Origin of the sequence: Rhodococcus sp. NPDC056516 (assembly GCF_042794655.1) — a bacterium.
GTDB lineage: Bacteria > Actinomycetota > Actinomycetes > Mycobacteriales > Mycobacteriaceae > Rhodococcus_F.
This window is the reverse complement of the sequence record NZ_JBHTTG010000007.1, coordinates 141,114-164,858: the sequence shown is the minus strand read 5'-3', so window position 1 is coordinate 164,858 and position 23,745 is coordinate 141,114. Positions and strand designations below refer to the sequence as shown.

Annotated in this window: 24 protein-coding genes; 14 read left to right on the top strand and 10 right to left on the bottom strand. The window is 62.9% G+C overall.

Features of this window, described 5'->3' with window-relative positions:
- Positions 1 to 8: 8 nt before the first annotated feature.
- Positions 9 to 860, bottom strand: a complete 852-nt coding sequence (gene panB, locus ACFQ6Y_RS21935) for a 3-methyl-2-oxobutanoate hydroxymethyltransferase (protein ID WP_003941624.1) — start codon at positions 858 to 860, stop codon at positions 9 to 11.
- 207 nt (positions 861 to 1,067) lie between these two features.
- On the opposite strand from panB, the gene ACFQ6Y_RS21930 reads away from it, so the two are divergent.
- From ACFQ6Y_RS21930 to ACFQ6Y_RS21920, 3 genes are all read left to right on the top strand, one after another.
- On the top strand, positions 1,068 to 2,639 hold the full coding sequence (locus tag ACFQ6Y_RS21930; RefSeq protein WP_378637121.1) for an alpha/beta hydrolase: 1,572 nt from the start codon (positions 1,068 to 1,070) through the stop codon (positions 2,637 to 2,639).
- A gap of 107 nt (positions 2,640 to 2,746) precedes the next feature.
- Positions 2,747 to 4,087 carry a glutamine synthetase family protein gene (locus tag ACFQ6Y_RS21925; RefSeq protein WP_003941637.1) on the top strand — a complete coding sequence of 447 codons (1,341 nt, stop codon included), beginning with the start codon at positions 2,747 to 2,749 and terminating at the stop codon, positions 4,085 to 4,087.
- Complete coding sequence (locus ACFQ6Y_RS21920) at positions 4,084 to 7,098, top strand: bifunctional [glutamine synthetase] adenylyltransferase/[glutamine synthetase]-adenylyl-L-tyrosine phosphorylase (RefSeq protein ID WP_378637118.1); 3,015 nt, start codon at positions 4,084 to 4,086, stop codon at positions 7,096 to 7,098. The genes ACFQ6Y_RS21925 and ACFQ6Y_RS21920 overlap by 4 nt, the downstream gene beginning before the upstream one ends.
- A 9-nt stretch (positions 7,099 to 7,107) precedes the next feature.
- Here ACFQ6Y_RS21920 and ACFQ6Y_RS21915 read toward each other — a convergent pair whose 3' ends face one another.
- Positions 7,108 to 7,968, bottom strand: coding sequence for a spermidine synthase (locus ACFQ6Y_RS21915; RefSeq protein WP_378637114.1), 861 nt, complete (start codon positions 7,966 to 7,968; stop codon positions 7,108 to 7,110).
- Between the two features lie 166 nt (positions 7,969 to 8,134).
- Between ACFQ6Y_RS21915 and ACFQ6Y_RS21910 the strand changes: the two genes are divergently transcribed.
- From ACFQ6Y_RS21910 to ACFQ6Y_RS21895, 4 genes are all read left to right on the top strand, one after another.
- Positions 8,135 to 9,262: an NDMA-dependent alcohol dehydrogenase gene (locus tag ACFQ6Y_RS21910; RefSeq protein WP_378637109.1), complete on the top strand. Its 1,128-nt coding sequence runs from the start codon at positions 8,135 to 8,137 to the stop codon at positions 9,260 to 9,262.
- Between the two features lie 185 nt (positions 9,263 to 9,447).
- On the top strand, positions 9,448 to 10,269 hold the full coding sequence (locus ACFQ6Y_RS21905) for an alpha/beta fold hydrolase (protein WP_003941629.1): 822 nt from the start codon (positions 9,448 to 9,450) through the stop codon (positions 10,267 to 10,269).
- A 59-nt stretch (positions 10,270 to 10,328) separates the two neighbouring features.
- Positions 10,329 to 11,357 carry a cupin domain-containing protein gene (locus ACFQ6Y_RS21900; RefSeq protein ID WP_378637105.1) on the top strand — a complete coding sequence of 343 codons (1,029 nt, stop codon included), beginning with the start codon at positions 10,329 to 10,331 and terminating at the stop codon, positions 11,355 to 11,357.
- Positions 11,358 to 11,375: 18 nt separating this feature from the next.
- Positions 11,376 to 11,897: a hypothetical protein gene (locus ACFQ6Y_RS21895; RefSeq protein WP_378637101.1), complete on the top strand. Its 522-nt coding sequence runs from the start codon at positions 11,376 to 11,378 to the stop codon at positions 11,895 to 11,897.
- 72 nt (positions 11,898 to 11,969) lie between these two features.
- Here the strand turns inward: ACFQ6Y_RS21895 and ACFQ6Y_RS21890 are convergent, their stop codons facing one another.
- Complete coding sequence (locus ACFQ6Y_RS21890) at positions 11,970 to 12,656, bottom strand: GntR family transcriptional regulator (protein ID WP_020969908.1); 687 nt, start codon at positions 12,654 to 12,656, stop codon at positions 11,970 to 11,972.
- A 128-nt stretch (positions 12,657 to 12,784) separates the two neighbouring features.
- Between ACFQ6Y_RS21890 and ACFQ6Y_RS21885 the strand changes: the two genes are divergently transcribed.
- The 3 genes from ACFQ6Y_RS21885 to ACFQ6Y_RS21875 are packed head-to-tail and all read left to right on the top strand — an operon-like array spanning position 12,785 to position 15,703.
- The gene (locus tag ACFQ6Y_RS21885; protein ID WP_378637098.1) at positions 12,785 to 13,705 is read left to right on the top strand and encodes a sulfurtransferase; all 921 of its coding nucleotides are present in this window, start codon (positions 12,785 to 12,787) and stop codon (positions 13,703 to 13,705) included.
- Between the two features lie 43 nt (positions 13,706 to 13,748).
- Complete coding sequence (gene thiM, locus ACFQ6Y_RS21880) at positions 13,749 to 14,594, top strand: hydroxyethylthiazole kinase (RefSeq protein ID WP_378637093.1); 846 nt, start codon at positions 13,749 to 13,751, stop codon at positions 14,592 to 14,594.
- Complete coding sequence (locus ACFQ6Y_RS21875) at positions 14,594 to 15,703, top strand: LLM class flavin-dependent oxidoreductase (protein WP_378637089.1); 1,110 nt, start codon at positions 14,594 to 14,596, stop codon at positions 15,701 to 15,703. Before thiM ends, ACFQ6Y_RS21875 begins: the two co-directional genes overlap by 1 nt.
- On the opposite strand, the gene ACFQ6Y_RS21870 is transcribed toward ACFQ6Y_RS21875, so the two are convergent.
- Both ACFQ6Y_RS21870 and ACFQ6Y_RS21865 read right to left on the bottom strand, forming a co-directional pair.
- Positions 15,696 to 16,046: an inorganic pyrophosphatase gene (locus ACFQ6Y_RS21870; protein ID WP_378637086.1), complete on the bottom strand. Its 351-nt coding sequence runs from the start codon at positions 16,044 to 16,046 to the stop codon at positions 15,696 to 15,698. The two genes, ACFQ6Y_RS21875 and ACFQ6Y_RS21870, sit on opposite strands and share 8 nt — an antisense overlap.
- Before the next feature lie 2 nt (positions 16,047 to 16,048).
- Positions 16,049 to 16,828 (bottom strand): helix-turn-helix domain-containing protein, encoded by a 780-nt coding sequence (locus ACFQ6Y_RS21865; RefSeq protein ID WP_378637084.1) that lies wholly within the window; start codon positions 16,826 to 16,828, stop codon positions 16,049 to 16,051.
- Positions 16,829 to 16,884: 56 nt separating this feature from the next.
- Between ACFQ6Y_RS21865 and ACFQ6Y_RS21860 the strand changes: the two genes are divergently transcribed.
- Complete coding sequence (locus ACFQ6Y_RS21860; protein ID WP_378637080.1) at positions 16,885 to 17,277, top strand: VOC family protein; 393 nt, start codon at positions 16,885 to 16,887, stop codon at positions 17,275 to 17,277.
- Positions 17,278 to 17,350: 73 nt separating this feature from the next.
- Here ACFQ6Y_RS21860 and ACFQ6Y_RS21855 read toward each other — a convergent pair whose 3' ends face one another.
- From ACFQ6Y_RS21855 to ACFQ6Y_RS21835, 5 genes are all read right to left on the bottom strand, one after another.
- Positions 17,351 to 18,379 (bottom strand): alpha/beta hydrolase, encoded by a 1,029-nt coding sequence (locus ACFQ6Y_RS21855; protein WP_378637076.1) that lies wholly within the window; start codon positions 18,377 to 18,379, stop codon positions 17,351 to 17,353.
- Positions 18,380 to 18,529: 150 nt separating this feature from the next.
- Positions 18,530 to 18,868: a DUF3349 domain-containing protein gene (locus ACFQ6Y_RS21850; RefSeq protein ID WP_378538868.1), complete on the bottom strand. Its 339-nt coding sequence runs from the start codon at positions 18,866 to 18,868 to the stop codon at positions 18,530 to 18,532.
- An 11-nt stretch (positions 18,869 to 18,879) separates the two neighbouring features.
- On the bottom strand, positions 18,880 to 19,206 hold the full coding sequence (locus ACFQ6Y_RS21845; protein WP_020908123.1) for a DUF3349 domain-containing protein: 327 nt from the start codon (positions 19,204 to 19,206) through the stop codon (positions 18,880 to 18,882).
- 34 nt (positions 19,207 to 19,240) lie between these two features.
- Positions 19,241 to 19,522, bottom strand: coding sequence for a hypothetical protein (locus ACFQ6Y_RS21840; protein WP_378637074.1), 282 nt, complete (start codon positions 19,520 to 19,522; stop codon positions 19,241 to 19,243).
- A 14-nt stretch (positions 19,523 to 19,536) separates the two neighbouring features.
- On the bottom strand, positions 19,537 to 20,724 hold the full coding sequence (locus ACFQ6Y_RS21835) for an inorganic phosphate transporter (protein ID WP_003941590.1): 1,188 nt from the start codon (positions 20,722 to 20,724) through the stop codon (positions 19,537 to 19,539).
- 333 nt (positions 20,725 to 21,057) lie between these two features.
- Between ACFQ6Y_RS21835 and ACFQ6Y_RS21830 the strand changes: the two genes are divergently transcribed.
- From ACFQ6Y_RS21830 to ACFQ6Y_RS21820, 3 genes are all read left to right on the top strand, one after another.
- Positions 21,058 to 21,216, top strand: coding sequence for a hypothetical protein (locus ACFQ6Y_RS21830; protein WP_378637071.1), 159 nt, complete (start codon positions 21,058 to 21,060; stop codon positions 21,214 to 21,216).
- A 96-nt stretch (positions 21,217 to 21,312) separates the two neighbouring features.
- Entirely contained in the window at positions 21,313 to 21,771 is a 459-nt protein-coding gene (locus ACFQ6Y_RS21825) for a DUF5994 family protein (RefSeq protein WP_378637066.1), read from the top strand.
- A 691-nt stretch (positions 21,772 to 22,462) separates the two neighbouring features.
- Positions 22,463 to 23,599: a hypothetical protein gene (locus ACFQ6Y_RS21820; RefSeq protein WP_378637063.1), complete on the top strand. Its 1,137-nt coding sequence runs from the start codon at positions 22,463 to 22,465 to the stop codon at positions 23,597 to 23,599.
- Positions 23,600 to 23,745: the final 146 nt, after the last annotated feature.

Genomic DNA, 23,745 nt, shown 5'->3' with positions numbered 1-23,745 from the left:
GTCTCGGATCAGAAACTGTGTTCTGCGGCCGGGAAAGCGCCTGTGCGAACTTCTGATGCATAGGCTGCGGCTGCGGAACGCAGTTCGTCACCGACGTTACCGAAACGCTTGACGAACTTGGCCGTCTTACCGCTCGTGTAACCCGCCATGTCCTGCCAGACGAGTACCTGAGCGTCGCATTCGGAACCGGCCCCGATGCCGACGGTGGGGATGGTGAGTTTGCGGCTGACCTGGCCTGCGATCTCGGCCGGGACCATTTCCATGACGACGGAGAACGCCCCGGCTTCCTGGACTGCAATGGCGTCCGCCACAAGCTGCTCGGCCGCGTCGCCGCGACCCTGGACGCGGAAACCACCGAGAGAGTTCACGGACTGCGGGGTGAATCCGACGTGAGCCATGACGGGGATGCCGGCCGAGGTGATAGCTGCGATCTGCTTGCTCATCCGCTCGCCACCCTCGAGTTTGACGGCGTGCGCGAGGCCTTCCTTCATGAATCGCGTCGCAGTCGCCAGGGCTTGCTCGGCCGAACCTTCGTACGTGCCGAACGGGAGATCGGCGACGACGAGTGCGTGCGGGGCGCCGCGCACGACGCCGCGAACGAGCGGAAGCAGTTCGTCGACGGTGATCGGCACGGTGGTGTCGTAGCCGTAGACGACGTTGGCGGCAGAGTCGCCGACCAGCAGCACCGGGATGCCTGCGTCTTCGAAGATGCGTGCCGTGGAGTAGTCGTAAGCGGTGAGCATCGACCAGCGTTCGCCGTTCTGCTTCATCTCGGCGAGGTGGTGAATGCGCGTCTTACGCTTCGGTGCATCGGTAGAGCTTGCAGTGGGTACAGAACCATAGAGAGGTGTTTCGGACATCGTTGTCCCTTTCTGGCCTCGAGGCCCTGAGCGTTGATCGCCTTCGGGTCCCCGGGTGTGGGTGATGACGTGTTCAGTCTGCCACCGGACGTCGCCGACACGAATAGCTGACAGGGTGCAATGGGTCACATCACCGCGCGCGTACCAGGTAGGCGCCGAAACGAGGCGAACCGCTGGCTACCGAGGTTTCCTGGCACCATCAATGGCATGTCGAAGTTCGTTCGCCTCTCCGGTGCCCTCGCCGGAAGCGCAGCAGTGCTCGTGTTGGTTGTCGGTTGCACCAGTTCGGAAGGCGCGTCCGAATCAGTGGAATCTGCTGGTTCTGCCGCGTCCGCGGTGCCGTCCGGCCTCGAGAAATTCTACGAGCAGACGCTCGACTGGGGATCGTGCGACAAATTCGTCGAAGAAGGAACTGCGCCGCTGGGGCGTGGGGTCGACTGCGCCGAGGTGAGCGTTCCCGTCGACTACGCGAATCCGAACGGCGACACCGCGAAGGTAGTGATCTCGCGTTCGAAGGCCACCGGTGACCGCATCGGTTCGCTGTTGCTGAACCCGGGCGGACCGGGTGGGTCCGGACTGTCGATGGCGACGTCGGGTTCGGGCACCGAATTGCAGGAACGCTTCGACATGATCGGTTTCGATCCGCGGGGAATCGGTGCGTCGACCCCGCAGGTGCGGTGTCTGACGCCGGAGGAGATCGATGCGGAGCGTGCAGAGGTCAACGTCGACATGACGCCGGAAGGTATCGCCCTCGCCGAGGCGGACAGCAAGGACTACGCCGCCAAGTGTGCCGAGCGGACGGGTAGGGAGTTCCTCGCCCACGTCGGTACCTACGAGGTAGTGCGGGACATGGACGTCATTCGGGGCGTTCTCGGGGATTCGAAGATGAACTACCTCGGGTTCTCGTACGGCACCCGGCTCGGATCCACTTACGCCGAGACCTTTCCGCAGAACGTTCGAGCGATGGTCCTCGACGGCGCGCTCGATCCCGAGCAGGATCCGATCGACGAGGTGGTCTTGCAGGGGCAGGGTTTCCAGGGCGCATTCGACGCCTTCGTCGCCGACTGTGTCTCGCGAACGGACTGCCCGTTGGGTGACGATCCGGCGCAGGCGCAGGCACGCTTCCAGGCACTCGTCGATCCGCTGATCGAGAAGCCGGCGGAGACCACCGATCCACGCGGGCTGAGCTATTCCGACGCGATCACCGGCGTCCAGCAGGCCCTGTATTCGCCGCAGTTGTGGACTCCGTTGCGTGGAGGTCTGTCGAGTCTGGCCGACGGACGCGGCGACTCGCTGCTCAATCTCGCCGACATGTACGAAGGCCGTGAAGACGACGGCAGCTACTCCAACATCAACGACGCGTTCAACGCCATTCGCTGCGTGGACGATCCGGCAACCACCGACCGCGCCGAGGCCGGCGAATCCGACACTCGGTACCGCGAGGCAGCGCCGTTCCTCGACGACGGACGGGGGACCGGTCAAGCGCCGCTCGACCTGTGCGCGTTCTGGCCCGTTCCGGCAACCGGCAGCCCCCACGCGCTCGACCCTCAGGCGCTCGCGGACGCCGGTCTGCCGCAGCTGGTCGTCGTATCCACGACGCAGGATCCGGCGACCCCATATCAGGCCGGAGTGGATCTCGCGAAGCAGTTGGGCGCCGCCCTCATCACGTTCGACGGAACCCAGCACACGGTGGTTCTGGACGGAAACTCCTGCGTCGACGATGCCGTCGTCGACTACTTCGTTTACTTGAAGGCTCCGGAAGAAGGTCTCACATGTTAGCCGGCGCGACGCCGTACGCTGCGCCTATTCGATGGTGACCAATCACTCTGTTAACCGGGACCACTGATGTAACACAGATTTAACGTGGCTTGCTTAGTCTCGCGTGCATGGATCGCCAAAAAGAATTCGTGCTTCGTACCCTGGAAGAGCGCGACATTCGGTTTGTCCGCTTGTGGTTCACCGATGTTCTCGGGTACCTCAAATCGGTGGCGATCGCCCCCGCCGAACTCGAAGGTGCCTTCGAGGAGGGAATCGGATTCGACGGTTCCGCCATCGAGGGATTCTCGCGAGTCTCCGAAGCCGACACCGTCGCCCGACCCGACGCTTCGACATTCCAGATCCTGCCGTGGGCCCACAAGGACGGTGCGCAGCATTCCGCGCGCATGTTCTGTGACATCACGATGCCCGACGGTTCACCGTCGTGGGCAGATCCGCGCCACGTCCTGCGTCGCCAGTTGAGCAAGGCCAGCGACTTGGGCTTCAGCTGCTACGTCCACCCGGAAATCGAGTTCTTCCTTCTGGAGAACGGCCCGATCGACGGCACTCCGCCGATCCCGGCCGACTCGGGCGGATACTTCGACCAGGCCGTGCACGATTCGGCTCCGAATTTCCGCCGCCACGCCATCGACGCACTCGAGTCGATGGGCATCTCGGTCGAGTTCAGCCACCACGAGGCCGCGCCGGGTCAGCAGGAGATCGATCTGCGCTACGCCGACGCACTCTCGATGGCCGACAACGTCATGACGTTCCGATACGTCGTGAAGGAGGTCGCGATCGGTGAAGGCGTCCGGGCGAGCTTCATGCCCAAGCCGTTCAGTGATCAGGCCGGCTCCGCGATGCACACCCACATGAGCCTGTTCGAGGGCGACACGAACGCCTTCCACAATCCTGACGATCCGATGCAGCTCTCCGAGACCGGCAAGGCATTTATCGCCGGCATCCTCGAGCACGCCAACGAGATCAGTGCGGTCACGAATCAGTGGGTCAACTCGTACAAGCGGCTCGTTCACGGGGGAGAGGCTCCCACCGCCGCGTCGTGGGGCCCGTCCAACCGATCGGCTCTCATCCGCGTCCCGATGTACACGCCCAACAAGGCGTCCTCGCGCCGCGTCGAGATCCGTAGCCCAGACTCGGCTTGCAACCCGTATCTGACCTTCGCGGTCCTGCTTGCTGCCGGTCTTCGCGGCATCGAGAAGGGCTACACCTTGCCGCCCGAGGCAGAAGACGACGTGTGGTCGTTGACCTCCGCCGAGCGTCGCGCCATGGGTTACAAGGAACTGCCGAGCAACTTGGACAGCGCTCTGCGCGAGATGGAGAAGTCGGAACTGGTGGCCGAAGCACTCGGCGAGCACGTCTTCGATTTCTTCCTGCGCAACAAGCGTCGTGAGTGGGAGGAATACCGCAGCCACGTGACGCCGTTCGAGCTCAAGACCTACCTCGGTCTGTGACGGTGAAACCGCCCGCTGCGAGATCAGCAGTTCCAGGACCGGGTCGACTCGGGCTGGTCGAGCCCACCGCTGCCGACGAGTTGCGTCAGCTCGGTTGGGTCGACGCCGAGAGCATCGAACTCTTGTGGTCGCTGTCGCGTGCCGCGAACGCCGACCTCGCTCTGCGCACCCTTGTGCGGATCAAGGACGGGCTCGGCGACGGGTGGCGCGAACTCGATCAGGCATTGCGCAAGGACAAGAGCCTGCGCGGCCGTTTGTTCGCGCTGGTGGGTGCGTCGTCGGCATTCGGCGATCACCTGGCGGCGGATCCGATCGGTTGGAAACTGCTCGACGGCACCGCTCTGCCGACCAAGGACGAGGCGACTGCGGCCTTGCTCGAGGCCGTGGGTGCAACGCTCGACGAAGGTGCCACCGAAGGCTCACTGACCTACCGCGCCACCGTGACCGGACCGGAAGCTGTTGTTGCTCTGCGTAAGAGCTACAAGGATCAGCTGATGCTTCTGGCCGCGGCTGATCTTGCGGCGACCGTCGAGAACGAACCGGTGGTGCCGTATCAGACTGTGGGGCATCAGCTTTCCGACCTGGCTGACGCTGCGCTGACCGCTGCACTCGCGGTAGCCATTGCAACGGTGTGCCCTGAGGGCAGTTGTCCGATCCGGCTCGCCGTGATCGCCATGGGCAAATGTGGTGCGCGCGAGCTGAACTACGTCTCCGACGTCGACGTCGTGTTCGTCGCCGAACCGGCCGACGCGACGGCAAGCCGCGTTGCCGGTGAGATGATGCGTATCGGAACCTCCGCATTCTTCGAGGTCGACGCTGCGCTGCGTCCCGAAGGTAAGCGCGGAGAACTGGTTCGCTCGCTCGAATCCCACATCACGTACTACAAGCGTTGGGCCAAGACCTGGGAGTTCCAGGCGTTGCTCAAGGCTCGTCCGATGACGGGCGACATGGAGCTGGGTCGCCAGTACTCCGAGGCGATGAGCCCGATGGTGTGGATCGCCTCCGAGCGCGAGGACTTCGTCCCCGAAGTTCAAGCCATGCGTCGACGCGTCGAGGAAATGGTTCCCCCCGAACTGCGTGAGCGTGAACTCAAACTCGGCCGCGGAAGCCTGCGCGACGTCGAATTTGCCGTCCAGCTCCTGCAATTGGTGCACGGACGGGCCGACAGTTCGTTGCACGTGCAGAGCACTGTCGATGCGCTGACCGCCTTGGCCGCGGGTGGATACGTCGGGCGCGACGACGCCGCCAACCTGACCGCGTCGTACGAATTCCTGCGTCTGCTCGAGCATCGTCTGCAGTTGCAGAAGCTCAAGCGCACGCACACTCTGCCGCCGCCGGACGACGAGGAAGCGCTGCGCTGGTTGGCGCGCGCCGCACACATGCGACCCGACGGTCGGCTGGATTCCCTCGGAGTCCTGCGCGCCGAGATCAAGCGGAATTCGCATCGTATTCGCCGCCTTCACGCGAAATTGTTCTACCGCCCGCTTCTCGAATCGGTAGCGCGGATGGACAAGGAAGCGCTGGTCCTGGGGCCCGAAGCCGCGGTGCGGCAGTTGGCCGCTCTCGGTTACACGGCGCCCGAGCATGCACTCGGACATCTGACCGCACTGACCAGTGGCGCTTCGCGCAAGGGTCGTATTCAAGCGCTCCTGCTGCCGACTCTGCTCGAATCCCTCGCGGACACACCGGATCCCGACGCCGGTCTGCTCGCCTACCGCAGGCTCTCGGATGCGCTCGTCGACCAGACGTGGTTCCTGCGCCTGCTCCGTGACGAGGCTGCGGTCGCCGAGCGTCTGATGACCGTGCTGGGCTCGTCCGCGTACCTACCCGACCTGCTCATCAAGGCTCCCGACGTGATCCGTTTGTTCGCGGATTCACCGAGTGGACCGCGCCTGGTCGAGCCGAAGCCAGAGGATGTCGCTCGCGGGATCCTCACCGCCTCCGGTCGACACAGTGATCCGAATCGCGCTGTTGCCGCGGCCCGCTCGCTGCGCCGACACGAACTTGCCCGCATCGCTTCGGCCGACATCCTCGGCATGCTCGATGTTCCCGCGGTCTGTAAGGCGCTGTCCTCGGTCTGGGCTGCGGTGCTCAACGCGTCGCTCTCCGCGGTGATCAAGGCGAGTGTCACCGAACTCGGGACCGAGGCTCCCGCCAGTTTCTCCGTCATCGGCATGGGCCGATTGGGCGGCGGGGAACTCGGCTACGGATCCGATGCGGACGTTCTGTTCGTGTGCGAACCCCGCGAGGGCGTCGACGAGACCGTTGCGGTCAAGTGGGCCAACAGCATTGCCGACAAGGTGCGCAAGCTTCTCGGGGCACCGAGTACAGATCCACCGCTCGAGGTCGACACCGGACTGCGCCCGGAAGGTCGCAACGGACCGATGGTACGCACCCTGGAGTCTTACGACGCGTACTACGCGAAGTGGGCTCAGGCGTGGGAGATTCAAGCACTCCTTCGTGCGCACCCGGTGGCCGGTGATCCTGAATTGGGACTGCGGTTCCTGCACATGATCGACAAGACCCGCTACCCCGAAGGCGGCGTCAGTGACGCGGCGGTGCGCGAGATCCGGCGCATCAAGGCGCGCGTCGATTCCGAAAGGCTTCCTCGCGGAGCCGATCCGGCAACGCACACCAAACTGGGTCGCGGCGGTCTGGCCGACATCGAGTGGACTGTGCAGTTGCTGCAGCTGCGGCACGCCGACAAGATCGAGACGCTGCACAACACGTCGACGCTGGAGACTCTCGACGCCATCGGCGCCGCGGAACTGCTCAGCGAAGGTGACGTCGAACTGCTTCGTGACGCCTGGATCACCGCAACGAAGGCACGCAACTGCCTCGTTCTGGTCCGCGGTAAGCCGACCGATCAGCTTCCCGGCCCCGGACGCGTCCTCGCGGCCGTGGCGCAGGTCGCCGGATACGGCGACGACGCAGGGGAGTTCCTCGACAATTATCTGCGCATCACGCGTCGAGCAAAAGCTGTGGTGGAGAGGGTGTTCGGCGGCGAGTAGAGCTCTCGCTCAGTCCTGCCGAACCGGTGCGTTCGCGGCGAACTTACGCACTTCGGCGTCCTGCCATACGTGGGCGGGAACGCCGCCGCCGAGAAGCTCGCGCGCGAGCGCGGGTTGCCCGCCGATCGGTAGGTCGCTGCCCGCGATGATCATGTTGCCGTAGCGGCGACCCTTGAGCATTGCGGGATCAGCAATGATCGCCATGTGTTCGAACTGTGCGCCGATGGTCGCGGCCTCGCTCCGAGCGCCCTGCAGATCCGGGGTGTCGCCGCAGTTGACGATGTAGATACCGCCCGGGGCAAGTATGCGTCGTACATGGGTGGTGAATTGAGCCGTCGTCAGCGGAGTCGGAGTTGTGCTGCCGGCGAAGACATCTCGTATCACGATGTCGCGGGTGGACTCGGTGAGAGTTTCCGTGACGGCGCGGGCCTCGCCGACACGAATGCGCAGCAGTGGTGCGCGCGGAAGGTCGAACCAATCGCGCACGAGTTCTGCCAGAGCGCCGTCGATTTCGACCACCACCTGACGTGCGTCGGGGTAAGTGGCGGCGAAGTACCTGGCCATGGAGCAGGCACCGCCGCCGAGATGCAGGACCCGCAGACGCTCGGCCTTGTCACGTTCGGAATCGACCAGATGCGCGATCCACCGCATGTATTCGAAATCGAGCACCGTGGGATCCGCGACGTTCACGTGGGAACTGGGCACTCCGTTGATCTGGATGATCCAACTGTCGTCGGAGTACTGATCGCGGACAAGCTCGCACGTCCCGGTATCGATGGGGAAAGTGCCGGCGACTGGGCCGGACTCGCCTCGCTCGGGAGCACTGCTGCGAGTTCTGGTCTTGCGAGTTCCCTTGGCCACTGTGTCCATGTTAGCCGTGCGCCTTTTTGGTAGCGCCGACTACCAAAAAGGCGCACAGACGGGCAGTATTCTCGCGCTACTTCAGGCACACTCGTACCTGGAGTGTGATCGGTGACACAAATGCCGGCGCGTTCTTTCGTCGTCCGTGCATCACGAAGAATTTCGAGGAGTGCAGGTGAAGGTCAAGGCAGCGGTAGTCAAGGCGCCAGGTCAGGCATGGGAGATCGAAGAGGTCGAGCTGGGCGACCCGGTCTCGGGTGAGGTGCAGGTCCGACTCGCCGCATCGGGACTGTGCCATTCGGACGAACATTTGCGTACGGGCGCCAGCCCGCTGCCCTTCTACCCGGCCTTGGGCGGGCACGAAGGCGCCGGAGTGGTGACGAAGGTCGGCCCGGGTGTCGCGAGCGTCGAAGAAGGCGACCACGTGGTTCTCGCCTTCATACCGGCGTGCGGACGTTGTCCGTCGTGCGCGAAGGGGCTACAGAACATCTGCGACGAGGGAGCCGGCCTGTTGACCGGGCAGGCGATCTCCGACAAGACGTACCGCGTCACCCTTAACGACGAGCCGGTCATCCAGATGTGCCTGCTCGGAACATTCTCGCCGTACGTGACCGTCAACGAGGCGTCGGTGATCAAGATCGAGAAGGACATCCCGCTCGACAAGGCGGCCTTGCTCGGCTGCGGTGTCGCCACCGGCTGGGGATCGGCCACCGCGATCGGTGGAGCCAAGGTCGGCGACACGGTGGTGGTCGTCGGCGTCGGCGGCGTCGGAATCAACTCGGTGCAGGGTGCGGCGTCTGCCGGAGCACGATTTGTGATCGCGATCGATCCCGTCGAGTTCAAACGCGACAAGGCAAAGGAATTCGGCGCCACACATACGTTTGCCTCACTCGAGGAAGCGCTACCGGTGATCGGCGAGATCACCTGGGGCAAGATGGCCGACGTCACCGTGATCACCGTGGGCGAGATTCACGGCGACATCATTCAGCCCGCGCTCAGTGCGACGGGCAAGGGTGGCCAGGTTGTTGTCGTCGGAATGGGGCATTACGCGGATTCGCAGGTGACGCTCAGTCTCTTCGAGCTGACCCTTCTGCAGAAGCGTTTGCAGGGAGCCATCTTCGGCGGGGTCGGGCCACGGTCCCAGATTCCCAAGTTGCTCGATCACTACCGAAGCGGCGCACTCAAACTCGACGAGTTGGTGACCAAGACCTACAAGCTCGAGGAGATCAACGAGGGTTACGCCGACATGCTGGAGGGAAAGAATCTGCGCGGCATGATCGTCTACACCGAGGCCGACTACTGATCGTTTTCATCTGACACAACAGTCCGGCTCGACACCCCGCGGTGTCGGGCCGGACTGTTTTACCCAGCAGTGGTGATTTCTGTCGATCGATGCGTCGATCGCGCCCGTAGTGGGCACTCGCAGGGTGAGGAAGTCGGGCAGCGTGTCCGGGCCTCAGTCCACGACTCGACAGGGAAGAGCAGAGCATGCCCTACATCACCACCTCCGACGGAACCGAGATCTACTACACCGAGCACGGCGTCGGTCGGCCGATCGTCCTGAGCCACGGGTGGCCGCTGAGTTCTGACGCGTGGCAGGTCGAGATGAAGTTGTTCGCCGACGCCGGATACCGGACAATTGCGCACGATCGTCGAGGGCACGGTCGCTCGTCGAAGACGTACACCGGCAACGACATGGATACATATGCCAAGGACCTGGCTGAGCTGATCGACACACTCGACCTGAAAGACCTGGTCCTGGTTGGCCATTCGACCGGCGGCGGGGAAGTGGTCCGGTACGCGGCGCAGCACGGCAAAGGGCGCGTGGCCAAGGTGATCACCGCCGGCGCCGTACCGCCGATCATGGTCAAGTCGGACGGCAACCCCGAAGGCACACCGATCGAGGTCTTCGACGGCATTCGTGAGGGAGTTCTGCGAGACCGATCGCAGTTCTACAAGGATCTCAGCGAGAGCTTTTACGGCGCGAACCGCGAAGGTGCCGACGTCTCGCAAGGGGCGAAGGACGACTTCTGGCGGCAAGGGATGTTGGTCAACCTCGCCGCGGCCTACGACTGCGTCAAGGCATTCTCGGAGACGGACCAGACCTCCGATCTCGAAGCCATCGACGTTCCGTTCCTCATCGCTCAGGGCGACGACGATCAGATCGTGCCGATCGGCGCAGCGGCCGAGAAGGCGATCAAGCTGGTGAAGAAGGGCACGCTGAAGGTGTATCCGGGCGCACCTCACGGCATCTACGGCTCATATCAGAAGACACTGGACCAGGACATTCTCGCGTTCATCGAGGACTGACGTCAGCGAGGCGGAAGGACCGGAGTCGAAAGGACCAGAGTGGGAAGGATAAAATTGCCATGTCTACACACGTTGCCTCACTACGCAATGGCCCCAGTGTCTTCGAGAACGAACTCGGGTCGATCTCGCAGCTCGACACGAGTTCGTTGCCGATCCTGTCCGGTCTGTCGATCAAACGAATTGTTCTCGGTCCCGGCGCGATCCGTGAACCACAATGGAACGTCAACGCGAACCAGATCGCCTACGTCACCAGCGGAACCGTGCTCGTCTCGATGTTGGGCAATGCTGACGAGTTCGCCAGTTTCGTGGTGCGAGCGGGGCAGATGTATCACGTCGAATCCGGCGCGATTTATCACATCGAGAATGTCGGAGAGGAGGAGGCGGAGATCATCGCCGCCCTGCGTACTTCTCTGCCGCAGCACTTTTCGTTGCAGAGTAGCGTCAGCGCAATGTCGAACGCGGTGCTCGGCAATACCTACGACCTCGCCGCATCAGCCTTCGATGTCTTCGGTAGAGCCGATGCGTCCCAGATAGTGCGGCGCGGCGGTGCGGCCGTAATTCCCGATACCGCCGGCCTTCCCAACGCACATCTCTTCGACCTCGACGGCCAGATCGCCCCTCTCGCCTATCCGTACGGACAGGCGAAGGTGGCGCGCAAGCAGTATTGGGCAGCGCTGGAGGATCTTTCGATGTACTCGTTGACTATTCGTGAGAGCGGAATGCGTGAGCCCCATTGGCATCCCGTCACTGCCGAGATGGGATACGTGCATCGGGGTCGCGGGCGGATGACAGTTCTCGATCCGGACGGTTCGATCGACACCTACTTACTGGAGCCCGGTCAGGTGTATTTCGTTCCGCGTGCCTATCCTCATCACATCGAGGTTCTAGGTGACGAGGACATCAACTTCCTCATCTTCTTCGACCAGCCGACGCCGGGCGACATAGGCTACCGTGCAACGGCTTCCGCGTTCTCACGCAGCGTTCTCTCGGCCTCCTTCGGCGTTCCGGAACGCGATCTGCCGCAATTTCCTTTCACCCCGATCGATCCGCTCATCGTCTCGCGGAACAATCCGATCGACCAGGACTGACCGGCAAGGACGCCCATCATGACCAGCACGCTCACCGTGACCGATCACGGGACGACGCTCGACTTCACGTACGAGGATGCCCTCCGCTATCACGGTCCGCATGCCCCGGGCGGCGTGGCGCATGCTTACAAGGTTCTCGAGCGCGCTCTCGGTGTGCTCGGCGGGGGAGGCTCCGTCGAGCGTCGCGAGCTGGTCGTGGCCACCCCGCATGGCGGACCTGGAGTGCGCGATGCGTTCGAGTTGGTCACGCGCGCGGTGACAGAAGGGAGGTACACCGTCGACAGTTCCCTGGCCAGACCTGAACGTGGAAATACACTCGCACTGTATGTATTTCGGGTCGACTATCGCGGCGCGAGCGTCACGCTGACCATTCGGGAGGGATTTGTCGTCGAAGAGTTCATCACTCTCGCCCGCAAAGGTGACCGGACGGTCGAAGACGAGGCGCGGCTGACAATGCTCAAGCAGGAGATGGCGGACCGAGTGATGTCGAGTCCGGCCGAGAGCGTGTACGACGTCGAGACCGGCACGCTCCCCGCGTGACAGACGGCGGGGTAGGCGTCGGCGCGCAGAACTCTGGGCTGTCTGGAGTCCGCGACTCTGGACTGTCTGAGGTCAGCGGCTGGCGAACATCCTTATCCGCTGGTCGCGGCTGCGCTCGAGATGGTTGCGCATGTGGCCACGTGCGGACGACTCGTCCCTCGCGCGGATCGCATTCAGGATCTCTTGATGCTCCGAATTGAGCAGGTCCGGTTCGCCGTAGTTCGACGGCGGTCCGCTGTCGTAGATTCGCAATTGGGTGGTGAGGCGGATCAGCAGTGAGGTGATCGTGGAATTGTGGGCGGCCTGCCAGAGTGCCTCGTGGAACTTGAAGTTCCCGGACCGAACCTCGGTGCCTTCTGTTGCAGTGCAGCAGAACTCGTGCAATCCGTCCAGGCGGGCAAGGTCGAGATCGCTGTGACGGAGTGCGGCCGCGCCGGCGGCTTCCGATTCGAGGGCAACCCGCGCTGCGTAGATTTCGATGACGTCTTCGGGAGTGCCGGAGCGGACCCGAAAACCGCGGGCGGCTCGTTCGAGTAGGCCGTCGTGCGCGAGCCAGTTGAGTGCCTCACGGATCGGGGTGCGCGATGCGCCGTACGATTCGCACAATTGAGTCTCGTGCAGCGGAGCGCCCTGGGGGAACTTGCCGGCCAGGATGTCGGCACGCAGGCGAAGGTACTGCCTCGAAGTCTGATCGGACCGGCCCAGCGCAGCCTCCGGCACCAGCAGATCGGTGGTGCTCGTATCGGCGTCGAGATCCATGTGTCCCCATTCCTGTGCATGCATGTAGAGCGCGTTCGATTATGCCATCGACGACGAATGAGTACTTGCGTATACGCTAGTACTCATTTAAGTTCGTGATTGTTCGTTTCCGAGGGAGAGGGTCCGAAGTGGCTGGAGAGACCGCGTCGCCGCTGGTGGGTGCCGCTGAACTCGACGCGATGCTGCGTGAGGGAGGCGTCGCTGTGCTCGACGCGACGGTGCATTTTCCTCCCGCACGATTCGATGGTGACTACCGACCGGAGTCCGGGTACGACCGCTGGGTCTCCTCGCACATCCCGGGTTCCCGGCATGTCGACCTCATGGACGTCTTCTCCGAAAGGGAAGCGGCGCTGCATTTCACGCGTCCGTCACCGGAGCAGTTGGTTACCGATCTTCAATCGAGCGGTATCGAGCCGGGTGCGGCAATCGTGATCTACGACCAGGGATCGACCACCTGGGCATCACGGCTCTGGTGGGTGTTTCGCAACGCCGGCATCGAAGCAAGAGTCCTCGACGGTGGCCTCGCCGACTGGACTCGACGCGGCTTCGCTCTCGCGAGCGGCGACGACGAAACCCACACGTCGGCGTCGACGCGTTGGAGCGTGACGGATCTGGGCCTCTGGGTCGATTTACCTCGCGTTGCGTCGCTGTCCAGCGGCGGCGAAGCCGGAACGCTGGTGTGTGCTCTCGCGCCTGAGCAGTACGAGGGAACGGAGAAGACGAGATACTCGCGACGCGGACACATTCCGTCAAGTGTGAATCTGTCCGCGAAGAGCCTTCTCGACGCCGACGCCCGGATGCTTCCGGTGGACGAAGTTTTGTCGAGATCAGCCGACGTTCTACCAGCCGTCACCGAGCCTGTCGTGATCTATTGCGGCGGTGGAGTTTCGGCGTGCTTGACCGCACTTGCACTGATCCGAAGCGGCCACGAGGATGTCAAAGTCTACGACGGCTCGTTGGAGGAATGGACTGCAGATCCGACCCTGCCGATGGTTGTCGGCAGTGAGCCCGGCGGCGCGATTGCGGATGTTCGATGTCCGCAGTCCTGAATCGCCGCAGTCCCCAACTACTTCCCGTCCTGAAGGAATTCTCATGTCTGACACTGTCTCTGTCGAAACCGTCGCGTCGGCGATCGACGCACTCCGCGATCAGGTACCGCTCGTTCAATCGCTGACGAACATCGTTTCGGCAAACTTCTTGACCAACGTCCTGCTCGCTGCCGGCGCAAGCAATGCTCACATCGACAATGTCCACGAAGCGGGTGGGTTCGCTGCCGTCGCCGGGGGAGTTCTGGTCAACCTCGGAACACCGGACGACGGGACTGCCGAAGCCTTCCTGATAGCAGCGGAAGCGGCCCGAAATGCCGGTACGCCATGGGTTTTGGATCCCGTCGGTGTAGGCGGACTACCCTGGCGGAGCGGTATCGCTGTGGACCTGCTGCGCTTTCACCCCAACGCCATCCGAGGGAACGCGTCGGAGATCATCGCGCTTGCGGGACTCGGCGGTGACACCCGCGGCGTCGACAGTGCCTCCGCGTCCGCCGACGCAGTGCCCGCCGCTCTGTCACTCTTGAAGCATGCGGATGCCGTGTCGGCATCCGGACCGGTCGACTACATCGTCGGCCGCGATGCGGGCGGTGACACCCTGGGCGTCCGAGTCTCCGGCGGCAGCGCTCTGTTGCCACGCGTGACCAGTACCGGTTGCTCTCTGGGCGGCCTGGTCGCCGCCTACCTCGCCGTGACGCCGACCGCGCTGGACGGATTGGTTGCTGCGCACACGCATGTTGCCGTGGCATCGGAGATCGCCGAGGAGAATGCCTCAGGCCCAGGGTCTTTTGCAGTCGCATACCTCGATGCGCTCTACACCGTGAATGCGGACACCATCCGCTCACGTGCCCGAATCGAATCGTTCGACCTGCCGGTTGGAGTGCAGAACTGATGGGCGTCAAGACATTTTGGTATCTCACCCAGGCCGACGGGGACTACCCGTGGAGCCCCGGTGGGCTGTTCCCCGTGGACGGGGCCAGGCAGATCGAGCTCGCGAAGACCATCGACGACGGCGGATTCGAAGGTGCTCTGGTTGCCACCTGGCCGAACGATCCGTTCATCTCGGCGACCTGGGCCGCAGCGCACACCACGCGCATGAAGTTCCTCGTCGCTGTCTACGCGAACATGACTCCGGCGCGCCTGCTGGCGGAGAAGGCATTGACCTTCGACGCCTTCAGCGGTGGCCGACTGTTGATCAACTCGGTCAACGGACGCGAGAACATCCTGACCAAGTACGACATGAACGTGCCCCACGACGAGCGTTACGAGTTGGGGGAGCAGTACTGGGCAGACTTCCGCCGCATCTACTCCGAAGGGACCGAGTCGAACTTTCCCAACACGCCGCTGCGTATCGATGCGCCCGTAGGGCATCAGGTTCCGCTGTGGGGTACCGGTGATTCGCCTGCAGGCCTGGCGAATTCAGGCAAGGTTCTCGATACCTACTTGGCGATGCTGCGCGAAACTTCGTTCATCGAGGACAAGTTCTCTGCCGCACGGGTGGCGGCGGAGGCCGCCGGACGCGAATTCACCGACTTCGGTGCGCTCACCGGAGTGATCGTTCGCCCCACCAAGGCGCAGGCGCACGACCGGTTCCGCTCCTTGTTCGAGAAAACAGGCGTCGAGCAGATCGCCCATGTCTTGGACAACGCAGTGCGTCGTCGTACTCAGGGGAAACAGGACCTCAAAACTTTCACTGCTCGCGACGCACAGCGACAGGGCTGGGCGGACAAGATTGCGGCCGGCCGACTTCCGGAACCGGAGGAGTTGTACGTCGGTGACGGTCTGTATGCAGGTATCACGGCGTGGTCGCCGCTCGACATCTTCGGCACCGGGTCGTCGGCGGTGTACTACGTCGGTGATCCGGATTCGATCACGGACTCGGTGCGCACGCTTCGCAGCCGAACCGGTTTGACTGCACTGATTCTGGCGGGCTGGCCGCTGATCGAGGAAGCGAAGTGGGTTGCGGAGTACCTTGTTCCGCGATTCGACGAACTCAGCTGACAGCGCGTTGCAGGATCGTGGCACCGAGACCAAAAGTGTCACGGAGAAATGCTGCAGCAGTGTCGATTTCATCCGCAGTGCATTCGAGAAGGATTTTGACTTCCACGTCCTTCTTGACGATGTCGGCGATAACAGCCACGGCAACAACGCCGGTTCCGACGGCCGAGCCTCGGAACAGATCGATCCCGTCGCCGTCCGCGCTGACCGTGCCGTCGAGATAGCCGTAATCGAGCGGATAGATCGCCGCGGGGTACCGCGGGTGTGCCGACCCGCGGGGGCGATCGATCACGACAGCTGACGTGGCAGCCAGGTGATCGAGGGCGGAGAACAGGTCTTCGCTCATCGTTACCGGTGCTCGCGCAGTAGCTGAGTCGGTGTCAGGCCTGCCAGTGCCCGCGTATCGCGTGCGAGGTGGGCTTGGTCGGCGTAGCCGGCGCGACCGGCCAGCGACGACAGCGTGAGATTTGCGCCGCGGCTGAGAGTCAACACGTCCTGCATTCGTTGCACCTTCTGAATCAGCTTGGGGGACAGCCCGACCGAAGACGTGATCGAGCGTCGGAAATGACGTTCCGAAACACCGAGGTCTGCAGCGATCTCTCGTATCGGCGTCGAAGGGGAGGAGATGAGCGCGGAGTAACCACGCTCGATTCCGCGGTCGGGTTCCAGTCCGCGCCACAACTGGCCCAGTAGGTGAGCGTCGACTGCCTCGTGGCGAAGGGCATCGGCAAGCACCCGAGCTTGTCGGGAAGTCAGGATGTCGTCGAAGGCGATCTTCGAATCCTGCACCGCGTCGGCCGCGGAGCCGAGCAGGCTCCGCAGAGCGGGCGGTTTGATGCGGATGCCCCACATCGTCGTACCCGCGGCGACCGAAACCAGATCGGCACTGGTTGCAGGTCCGACAAGCCACGACCTTCCGTCGCTGTCGACGATGAAGTCGGCGCAGAGATCGGGAAGAATTCGCTTTGCTTCCGTGGGCGTATGGGCTTCGCTGGTGCTTTTCCACGTGCAACTGAAGAGGCCGGCCGAATCGGTGATCCGAGTTTCGACATAGGTGTGGCCGTTTTGTTCAAGACTCGACGCTGCCGTCCGACTACCGTCGAGAGCGAGGGTGTCAGCGACGGTCATCAGATCATCGTCACACACTCGCCGATCACTTCTCGACCCGAAACAGGAGAAATACCGTGTCCGTCTCTCCGAGACTCGATCTCGTCGGAATCGTCACCAACGATCTCGCTCGTTCCCTCGCGTTCTACCGAACCCTCGGGCTCGACATTCCGGAAACACCCGCTGACGCTCCCCATGTGGAGTTCACTTTCGACGGTGGGCTTCGGCTGGCCTGGGACGCGCTGTCCACCATCGCAAGCTTCGATCCTGACTTCGCTGTCGGGGAGGGGCGACACCCTGTCGCTTTGGCATTCGATTTCGGCACACCTGCTGCCGTAGACGAGGCGTATCAGCGCATCGCAGCCGACTTCCCCGGACACAAGGCGCCGTTCGATGCCGTGTGGGGGCAGCGTTACGCCGTTCTTCTCGATCCCGACGGCAATACGGTGGATCTCTTTGCCACGCTCTGATTTCGAACGACGCAGGCCTCGACCGAATATCGGTCGAGGCCTGCGGTTGGTCGGTGATCGAGTAGTTGTCAGTTCACCAAGCGTTCAGGGTGTCGAGGATCTGGCCTCGGGCCTTCCACAGTTCTGCACCCCAGTACGGCCACGAATGAGTGCCGTTGGCCGGGAAGCTGTATGTTGCCGGAATTCCCAGGGAGTTCATGCGCAGTTGGAATGCCCGTGAGTTCATCAAGGCAAGGGCCTCGAGCCCGATGGCACTACCGGTATTCACGAAGTCGACGGGCCGACGCGGTTGATCGAACTGCCCGGGCAGGCCGCTCGCGGCGGAGATGTACAGGGAGAGCCCAGCCAACTCGGGTGCAAACACGAAGGGGTCGTTGCGGAGCCAAGCGGGGTTCCACGGCGGTCCCCACATGGCATCGACATTGAAGGACCCTGCGCTGACCATGGCCACGCGGATTGCTTCACGCATGCCTGGAGCCGAGATGTTGAGGTATCCCGAGAGCGATCCGGCGAACTTGAACTGATCGCGGTGATAGGCGGCGAGCGTCAGTGCCGCGCTGCCACCCATGGACAATCCGAGCACACCGTTGTTGGTTCGGGAGACTCCGCGCGATTCCAGATAGGCGGGAAGTTCCTGGGTGAGGAAGGTTTCCCATTTGTACGTGACCGGTTGGCGATTCAAATTGCTGTTCGCATACCAGTCGGAGTAAAAGCTGGACTGCCCGCCGACCGGCATGACCAGGGTGACGTTGTCGCCGCGAAACTGTTCGAGAGCGTTGGTCTCGAAACTCCATGCGTTTCGGTCGTCGCGTGCACGCAAACCGTCGAGAAGGTAGAGAGCCGCGTTGCCGCCGCGCGAAGCCCACTGGATCTGGACCTTGATCGGGCCCATCGAGGAGTCGACGAATACGTCCTCGTAACCACCGGCCGGGGCGGTGCGAGCAGGTGCCGCGCTTGCTACTGATCCGCTGATCAGGCCTGCGGTCAGGGGGAGCGCGAGTGCTGTCGCTGCGAGGCCGAGGATCCGACGCTTGATTCGTTTCGAAATTCGCTTCTTCGAAGAATCTCGGTTGTTTGCAAGATCCGTGCGTACCTCGTGCATAAATCACTCCCGCCCCAACGGTGCTTGCACACCGAAATCCGACCGAGCCCCCCGAGGCACGGAATTCCTGATGACACTAAGTGGTCTGTATTGGCGCCGACGGCTCCGTTATCGGTTCGTTATCAAACTGGTCCGATTTACGAAGTGCCGTCAGGAGTCGTCTACCGGAGGTTGAGCGTCGATTTTCCAACCTCCACGAATCAGATGTTCCCGTACCCGAGCGACATCCGATTCGTGCGGCATGTCGTCGGTGACTTTGGTGATGAGGACGCCGATGTCGATCGGATCGACCGGAATCGGAAAGTCGATCGGATCGACAGGGACCGGAAACTCGGCGACGAGATCGTCGGCAAGAACGGCGATCTCTGCGTCGGACAACTGCCGCCGGAGCAGGGCCATCAAAGGGACGTAGTCCTGCTCCGGCACGCCGTTCGGATACCCGGCACGCAGCCAGCCGAGTATCGAAGCCAGAAGTGGTGGAAGGCTCAACGAATCGAGCTTCAGTCGTTGTCGAGATCAGCGAGTGGCCATCCGGCGGCGGCCAGGACCGAGGCAACGCGCGCGATGTCCTCGTCCGAGGGCGTCTGGCTCGTCAGATCTGCGATCTGAGCGCTGATCTCGTCGCTCGAGATCACCTGGTCGCTGTTGACGTCGCTCAGTTCTGCGAGTGCAGCGCCGATGGCAATGTCTCGAATTTGCGCGTCCGAGAGCTTGCGTCGTAGCAATGCGACCAGCGGAATGCGGTCCTTGGGCGGTATGCCTTCGGGGTAGCCGGCGCGAAGCCATTCCAGAATGGATTGAGGAAGGGATGGAGTCGGTGCAGTCACGGTGATGTCTTTCCGCTCGTGAGGGCGCAAGGGATCAGAAGATCTCGATGCCGAATGTGTGGCTGAGGAAGCCCTGCATGATGAAGAGGATTCCGGTGACGATTGCGATGAGCACTACCGCGAAGCACACCACTGCGCCTGCCACGGCCAACGGACTGCGAGCCGCGACGGCAGTGCTCTCGCCGCCACTGCCACGTTGCCCGGCGTCGAGGGACTTCAGGCCGATTGCGAAGATCGCCGGAAGTCCGGCGCCAAGCAGGAGGCCGACAAGCACGACCTGCCAGAGCGAGTCGACGGTGTTTTTCAAGATATCCATGTCGATTCCCTCTTTCAGGCTTTGACGTCGGTGGTGACGCGGGCGTCCGGACCGGGGACCTCTGCAGGCACCAGGCCGCCGTCCCACTCGGCGTTGACATTGCTCGGATCGATGGGCTCCTTGCGGGAGCGCAGGTACATCCAACCGGCCAGGGCGATGAGCACAGCGAAGACGACCAGGACACCGGGCAGGCCGCCGACGATGTTGGCCAGTCCCCAGCACAGAGCGCCGACGATCGCAGCGGACGGGAGAGTGATCAACCAGGCGACCGCCATACGTCCGGCGACGCCCCAACGAACCTCGGCGCCCTTGCGTCCCAGACCGGTTCCCATGATGGAACCCGTCGCCACATGGGTGGTCGAGAGTGGAAGACCGAGGTGGCTGGAGGTGAGAATGATGGCAGCAGAAGATGCTTCGGCTGCCATGCCCTGCGGCGCGGCGATCTCGACCAGGCCCTTGCCGAGTGTGCGGATGACTCGCCACCCGCCGAGGTAGGTTCCGGCAGCGATCGCGAGTGCGCAGGTGAGCTTGACCCAGAACGGCATGTCCGCGTCGGCGGAGATGGTTCCATGGGCGACCAAGGCGAGGAAGATGACGCCCATTGTCTTCTGAGCGTCGTTGGTGCCGTGGGCGAGGGAAACGAGTGAAGCCGAACCGATCTGGCCGAGTCGGAAACCCTTGTCCTTGGTTTCCTCACCGACGTTGGAGGTGATGCGGTAGATGAGCCAGGTTCCGGCCGCTGCAACCAAGCCGGCTACGACGGGAGCGAGAACTGCGGGGATGACAACCTTGCTGAGCACGCCGCTCCAGGCGACACCGCTCATTCCGAGGGACGCGATGGCGGCGCCGATCAGGCCGCCGAACAGTGCGTGTGAGGAACTCGAGGGGATGCCGAGCAACCACGTTGCCAGGTTCCAGATGATGCCGCCGACAAGGCCGGCGAAGACGATGGTGAGCAGCGCTTGGCCACCCACATTTCCGAGGTTCACCACGCCCTTGGCCACGGTGGCAGCAACCTCTACCGAGAGGAAAGCTCCGACCAGGTTCAAGGAAGCAGACAGAGCGACTGCCACCTTGGGCTTGAGGGCGCCGGTTGCAATCGACGTGGCCATAGCGTTGCCAGTGTCATGAAAACCGTTGGTGAAGTCGAACCCCAGAGCGGTTACGACGACGACGAGGAGAACGATGAGTTCCGCATTCACGAGAAGTCATGTTCCAACATCGGCGGGCCGCAAATCGACCTGAGATGGGGTCGTTCCGCGACATTTCCACCACTCGGCACTTGTTGTTCATCTTCGTCCGGATAATTGTCCGTTTTGAAACTCCTGGGGTAGAGAAAATTCATTCGCGTGCATGGTCGTGGAGTTTGTGGAGGCATACGCCAATTGTCGGACGGACGTATTGGGTTCTGGACTTCCTCGAAATCGGGTAAGGCGAAGCGGCTGCGGAACAACACACGGGTTACCGTCGTGCCATGCAACAATCGCGGGAAGGTTGTCGACGGCACTTCGCCGGTCGCCGGGACCGCGCAGTTGGTGAGCGGTGGAGCGGAATTCGACGAGATCCGCAGCAAAGTCAAGGCGAAATGCGGTGTGATGGTGCCTATTTCGAAATTCTTCAACACTCTCGGTCACATCGGTAATGGCCCGTTCCCGTATGGCGATACCGGCGTGATCATTTCCGTCGATGCATAGTCGGCGTTGTGCACCGGAGTAGCCTGAAGGTATGGAACCCACGACCGGGCGCCTCTGCCTGGCGGTTCCACGAATCCTCCGTCAAGGAGCCTCGTCATGGCGCACATCAGCACTCTCGACTATGCAAGGGAAGCGCCGCAGCGCCATATCGGGCAACCTTTCCCTTCGCCGACGCGGACCCCGCGGTTCCTGCTTCGCGGGCAAGGTGCCGTCAAGGCATCGGTGGACGGCGCGTGGTTCCCGTGGACCACGAACGTCACGGCGGAGCTTCACGATCTGATATCCGCACTTTCGTTGCGGCTGGGGCCGATCGCGAGGGTTGCGTTCGACTGGAACACGATCAGTAGCGCGCAGCGACGTATCGACGAAGTCGACGGACTGGAAGTGCGGGGTCCGTACCCTGGCCAGCCCCACGATTTGATGTATCTCGACGACATCCATGGTCGTCAACTCGTTCTGATGATGATTCCGCCGTACACGGAACCGGACCGCGCGTACGAGGTTATGCGGCGGTTGGTGGATCCTTGCCGCAGCGAAATTTATCGGGTGCAGTGAGATCTTTCTGAAGGGCGGAGTCGAATTATTCGATTCCTGAACATGCGTCCAATTTGTCTGATTTGATGGTTCTCGTAACCACAGACTCAGGCGCATTCCTTCCGGTCAGCGCTTGGGCGCGGCAGCTTGACTCCCTGCCGTGTCGTCGGTCCGGCATGTCCACCGCCCTCCCGCTGTGTGTGAGCGCCGGACCGAAGGAAGCCCCACCCTCCCCACGGGGGTGGGGCTTCTACTTTGTCCCGGAGCAGGGGTCCGCGCCCGAGCCCAAGGTGATGATCCGTCTGCCGTTCGCTCTGACGTATTTTCAGCCGTCACAGATCGGACCGGACGATGACCTGATCGACCTCGGTGCCGTGCGGCAAGCGGTGTTGGACACAGCCCGATCGTTGCACCCGGGAGCGGCTATAGAAGGGGGTGAATCGTTCTTCCGTCGAGTACCCGTCAGCAGGGTGTCGGGATCAGTTGGCTCGTCGGGATCGGCAGGGAGGCGGCCACTTTCGTGTCCGTTGTCACGGGTATCGGCAACGAGGTGATCGTTCACGAGCTACCAGGAGATGGCAGCGCCACCTTCGTGTTCGACGAGTGATGCCCGATCCGCTGGGGCCGCCGGGGTGTGTGGACCCCAGCGCACAACACCGAGAGATCGACACTGGTAGACACAGTCATGACGGAAATCGAGGAGCCTGAGGCAGTGAGCACAACGAGTGCAGCGGATACGTTGTTGTCGGGGCCACGCGGACGGCGGATGCTGCTTGACTACGTGATGGATGCCGAACGGATCCGGCGACCCGAGCCGCATGACGACTCGTTCCGTTCCGCGGTTTTTCTGGCGTCGCATCACCTCGACCCCGAGCGAGACTCAAGCGTGACGTATTCACGCGTGGCGTACGAGTCCGGCGCTGAAGAGCCTCCCGAAGAGCCTGTACGTGCCGTTGTCACTGCCGCCGATGTGGCGCACCGCCTGTCCGAGGTACCGCTTCCCGAGGTGACCGAGGTTGCACTCCGTTCGGCCCTCTCCGCAGCGACGGACACAGCGCGCTACTGGCAGGACCCCGACGGTGAAGACATCCTCGTCGCAACCGAGCCGGTACGGCGTGAGCTTCGACGAGTCGCCGAGCACATCGCACGATCCCCACACACGCAGTGGTGGACGACCGCGCTCGCCGAGACCGACCAATGGTTGATAGTGAGCCGCGACGACGACAGCCCCGATACCTTTGAGTCGACGGCCGCAGAACTCCTGAGCGACTGGCACGAGCACACTCTCTCAGCGGAAGCGCGAGCCGCTGATCGTGCGACCGATCCGAAGGCGAACTGGTCCGGTTACTGGTGGTCGAATCCGTCTGTTCGGTGTTCGACACGGGCACTGTTCGACGGGACCCCGGCAGAATTGTGGTTCGTCGAAGACGGCATGGGTTGGAAACGCATCGCCGTGCGACAAGTCGACGCACCCGCCGGCGCTCGCATATACGAGATCGACGGCGCGCAGGCGTGGGCGGAACTCTGCAGACGGTTCCCCCTCGAGGTCACCGCGGATAAACGAAACGACTGGTACCGGACCACCGGACGATCAGGGCGCTGGGTCATCCCCAACTGGCAGCTCGTCGCTGAGAGCTACACGGGCGTGCATCTCACCGTTATGGGATACCTGGCCGCGGCGGGAACCGCGATCGGAGTCGACGACGAGACGGCGAGCGTCATCGCCGGGTGGGCGCCCGACGCAACATGCTGGCTCACTGACCCCGACCGCATCGGCGACGAATCCCGTACCTGGGTGCTCGACGACAGCCGCGAACACCCCGACTGGGTCGAAGAAACGCAACAATGAGTGACAGCCAATCGTGTTCGCTGTGCAATGTCCACTCGGTGAGCATCGCGGAGTGCAAGTCGAGACGGGTAACCCCACCTACGCGGACGAGGTGAGGGGCTGTGTCCGCTCTAGTCCTTGGTCACGGTTGAGTGCTTCTATCAATT

Excerpts from the sequence above, each read along its gene's own strand:
- panB (WP_003941624.1), bottom strand. The coding sequence starts at position 860 with ATGTCCGAAACACCTCTCTATGGTTCTGTACCCACTGCAAGCTCTACC.
- ACFQ6Y_RS21930 (WP_378637121.1), top strand. The coding sequence starts at position 1,068 with ATGTCGAAGTTCGTTCGCCTCTCCGGTGCCCTCGCCGGAAGCGCAGCA.
- ACFQ6Y_RS21925 (WP_003941637.1), top strand. The coding sequence starts at position 2,747 with ATGGATCGCCAAAAAGAATTCGTGCTTCGTACCCTGGAAGAGCGCGAC.
- ACFQ6Y_RS21915 (WP_378637114.1), bottom strand. The coding sequence starts at position 7,968 with ATGGACACAGTGGCCAAGGGAACTCGCAAGACCAGAACTCGCAGCAGT.
- ACFQ6Y_RS21905 (WP_003941629.1), top strand. The coding sequence starts at position 9,448 with ATGCCCTACATCACCACCTCCGACGGAACCGAGATCTACTACACCGAG.
- ACFQ6Y_RS21900 (WP_378637105.1), top strand. The coding sequence starts at position 10,329 with ATGTCTACACACGTTGCCTCACTACGCAATGGCCCCAGTGTCTTCGAG.
- ACFQ6Y_RS21895 (WP_378637101.1), top strand. The coding sequence starts at position 11,376 with ATGACCAGCACGCTCACCGTGACCGATCACGGGACGACGCTCGACTTC.
- ACFQ6Y_RS21890 (WP_020969908.1), bottom strand. The coding sequence starts at position 12,656 with ATGGATCTCGACGCCGATACGAGCACCACCGATCTGCTGGTGCCGGAG.
- thiM (WP_378637093.1), top strand. The coding sequence starts at position 13,749 with ATGTCTGACACTGTCTCTGTCGAAACCGTCGCGTCGGCGATCGACGCA.
- ACFQ6Y_RS21875 (WP_378637089.1), top strand. The coding sequence starts at position 14,594 with ATGGGCGTCAAGACATTTTGGTATCTCACCCAGGCCGACGGGGACTAC.
- ACFQ6Y_RS21870 (WP_378637086.1), bottom strand. The coding sequence starts at position 16,046 with ATGAGCGAAGACCTGTTCTCCGCCCTCGATCACCTGGCTGCCACGTCA.
- ACFQ6Y_RS21865 (WP_378637084.1), bottom strand. The coding sequence starts at position 16,828 with ATGACCGTCGCTGACACCCTCGCTCTCGACGGTAGTCGGACGGCAGCG.
- ACFQ6Y_RS21855 (WP_378637076.1), bottom strand. The coding sequence starts at position 18,379 with ATGCACGAGGTACGCACGGATCTTGCAAACAACCGAGATTCTTCGAAG.
- ACFQ6Y_RS21840 (WP_378637074.1), bottom strand. The coding sequence starts at position 19,522 with ATGGATATCTTGAAAAACACCGTCGACTCGCTCTGGCAGGTCGTGCTT.
- ACFQ6Y_RS21825 (WP_378637066.1), top strand. The coding sequence starts at position 21,313 with ATGGCGCACATCAGCACTCTCGACTATGCAAGGGAAGCGCCGCAGCGC.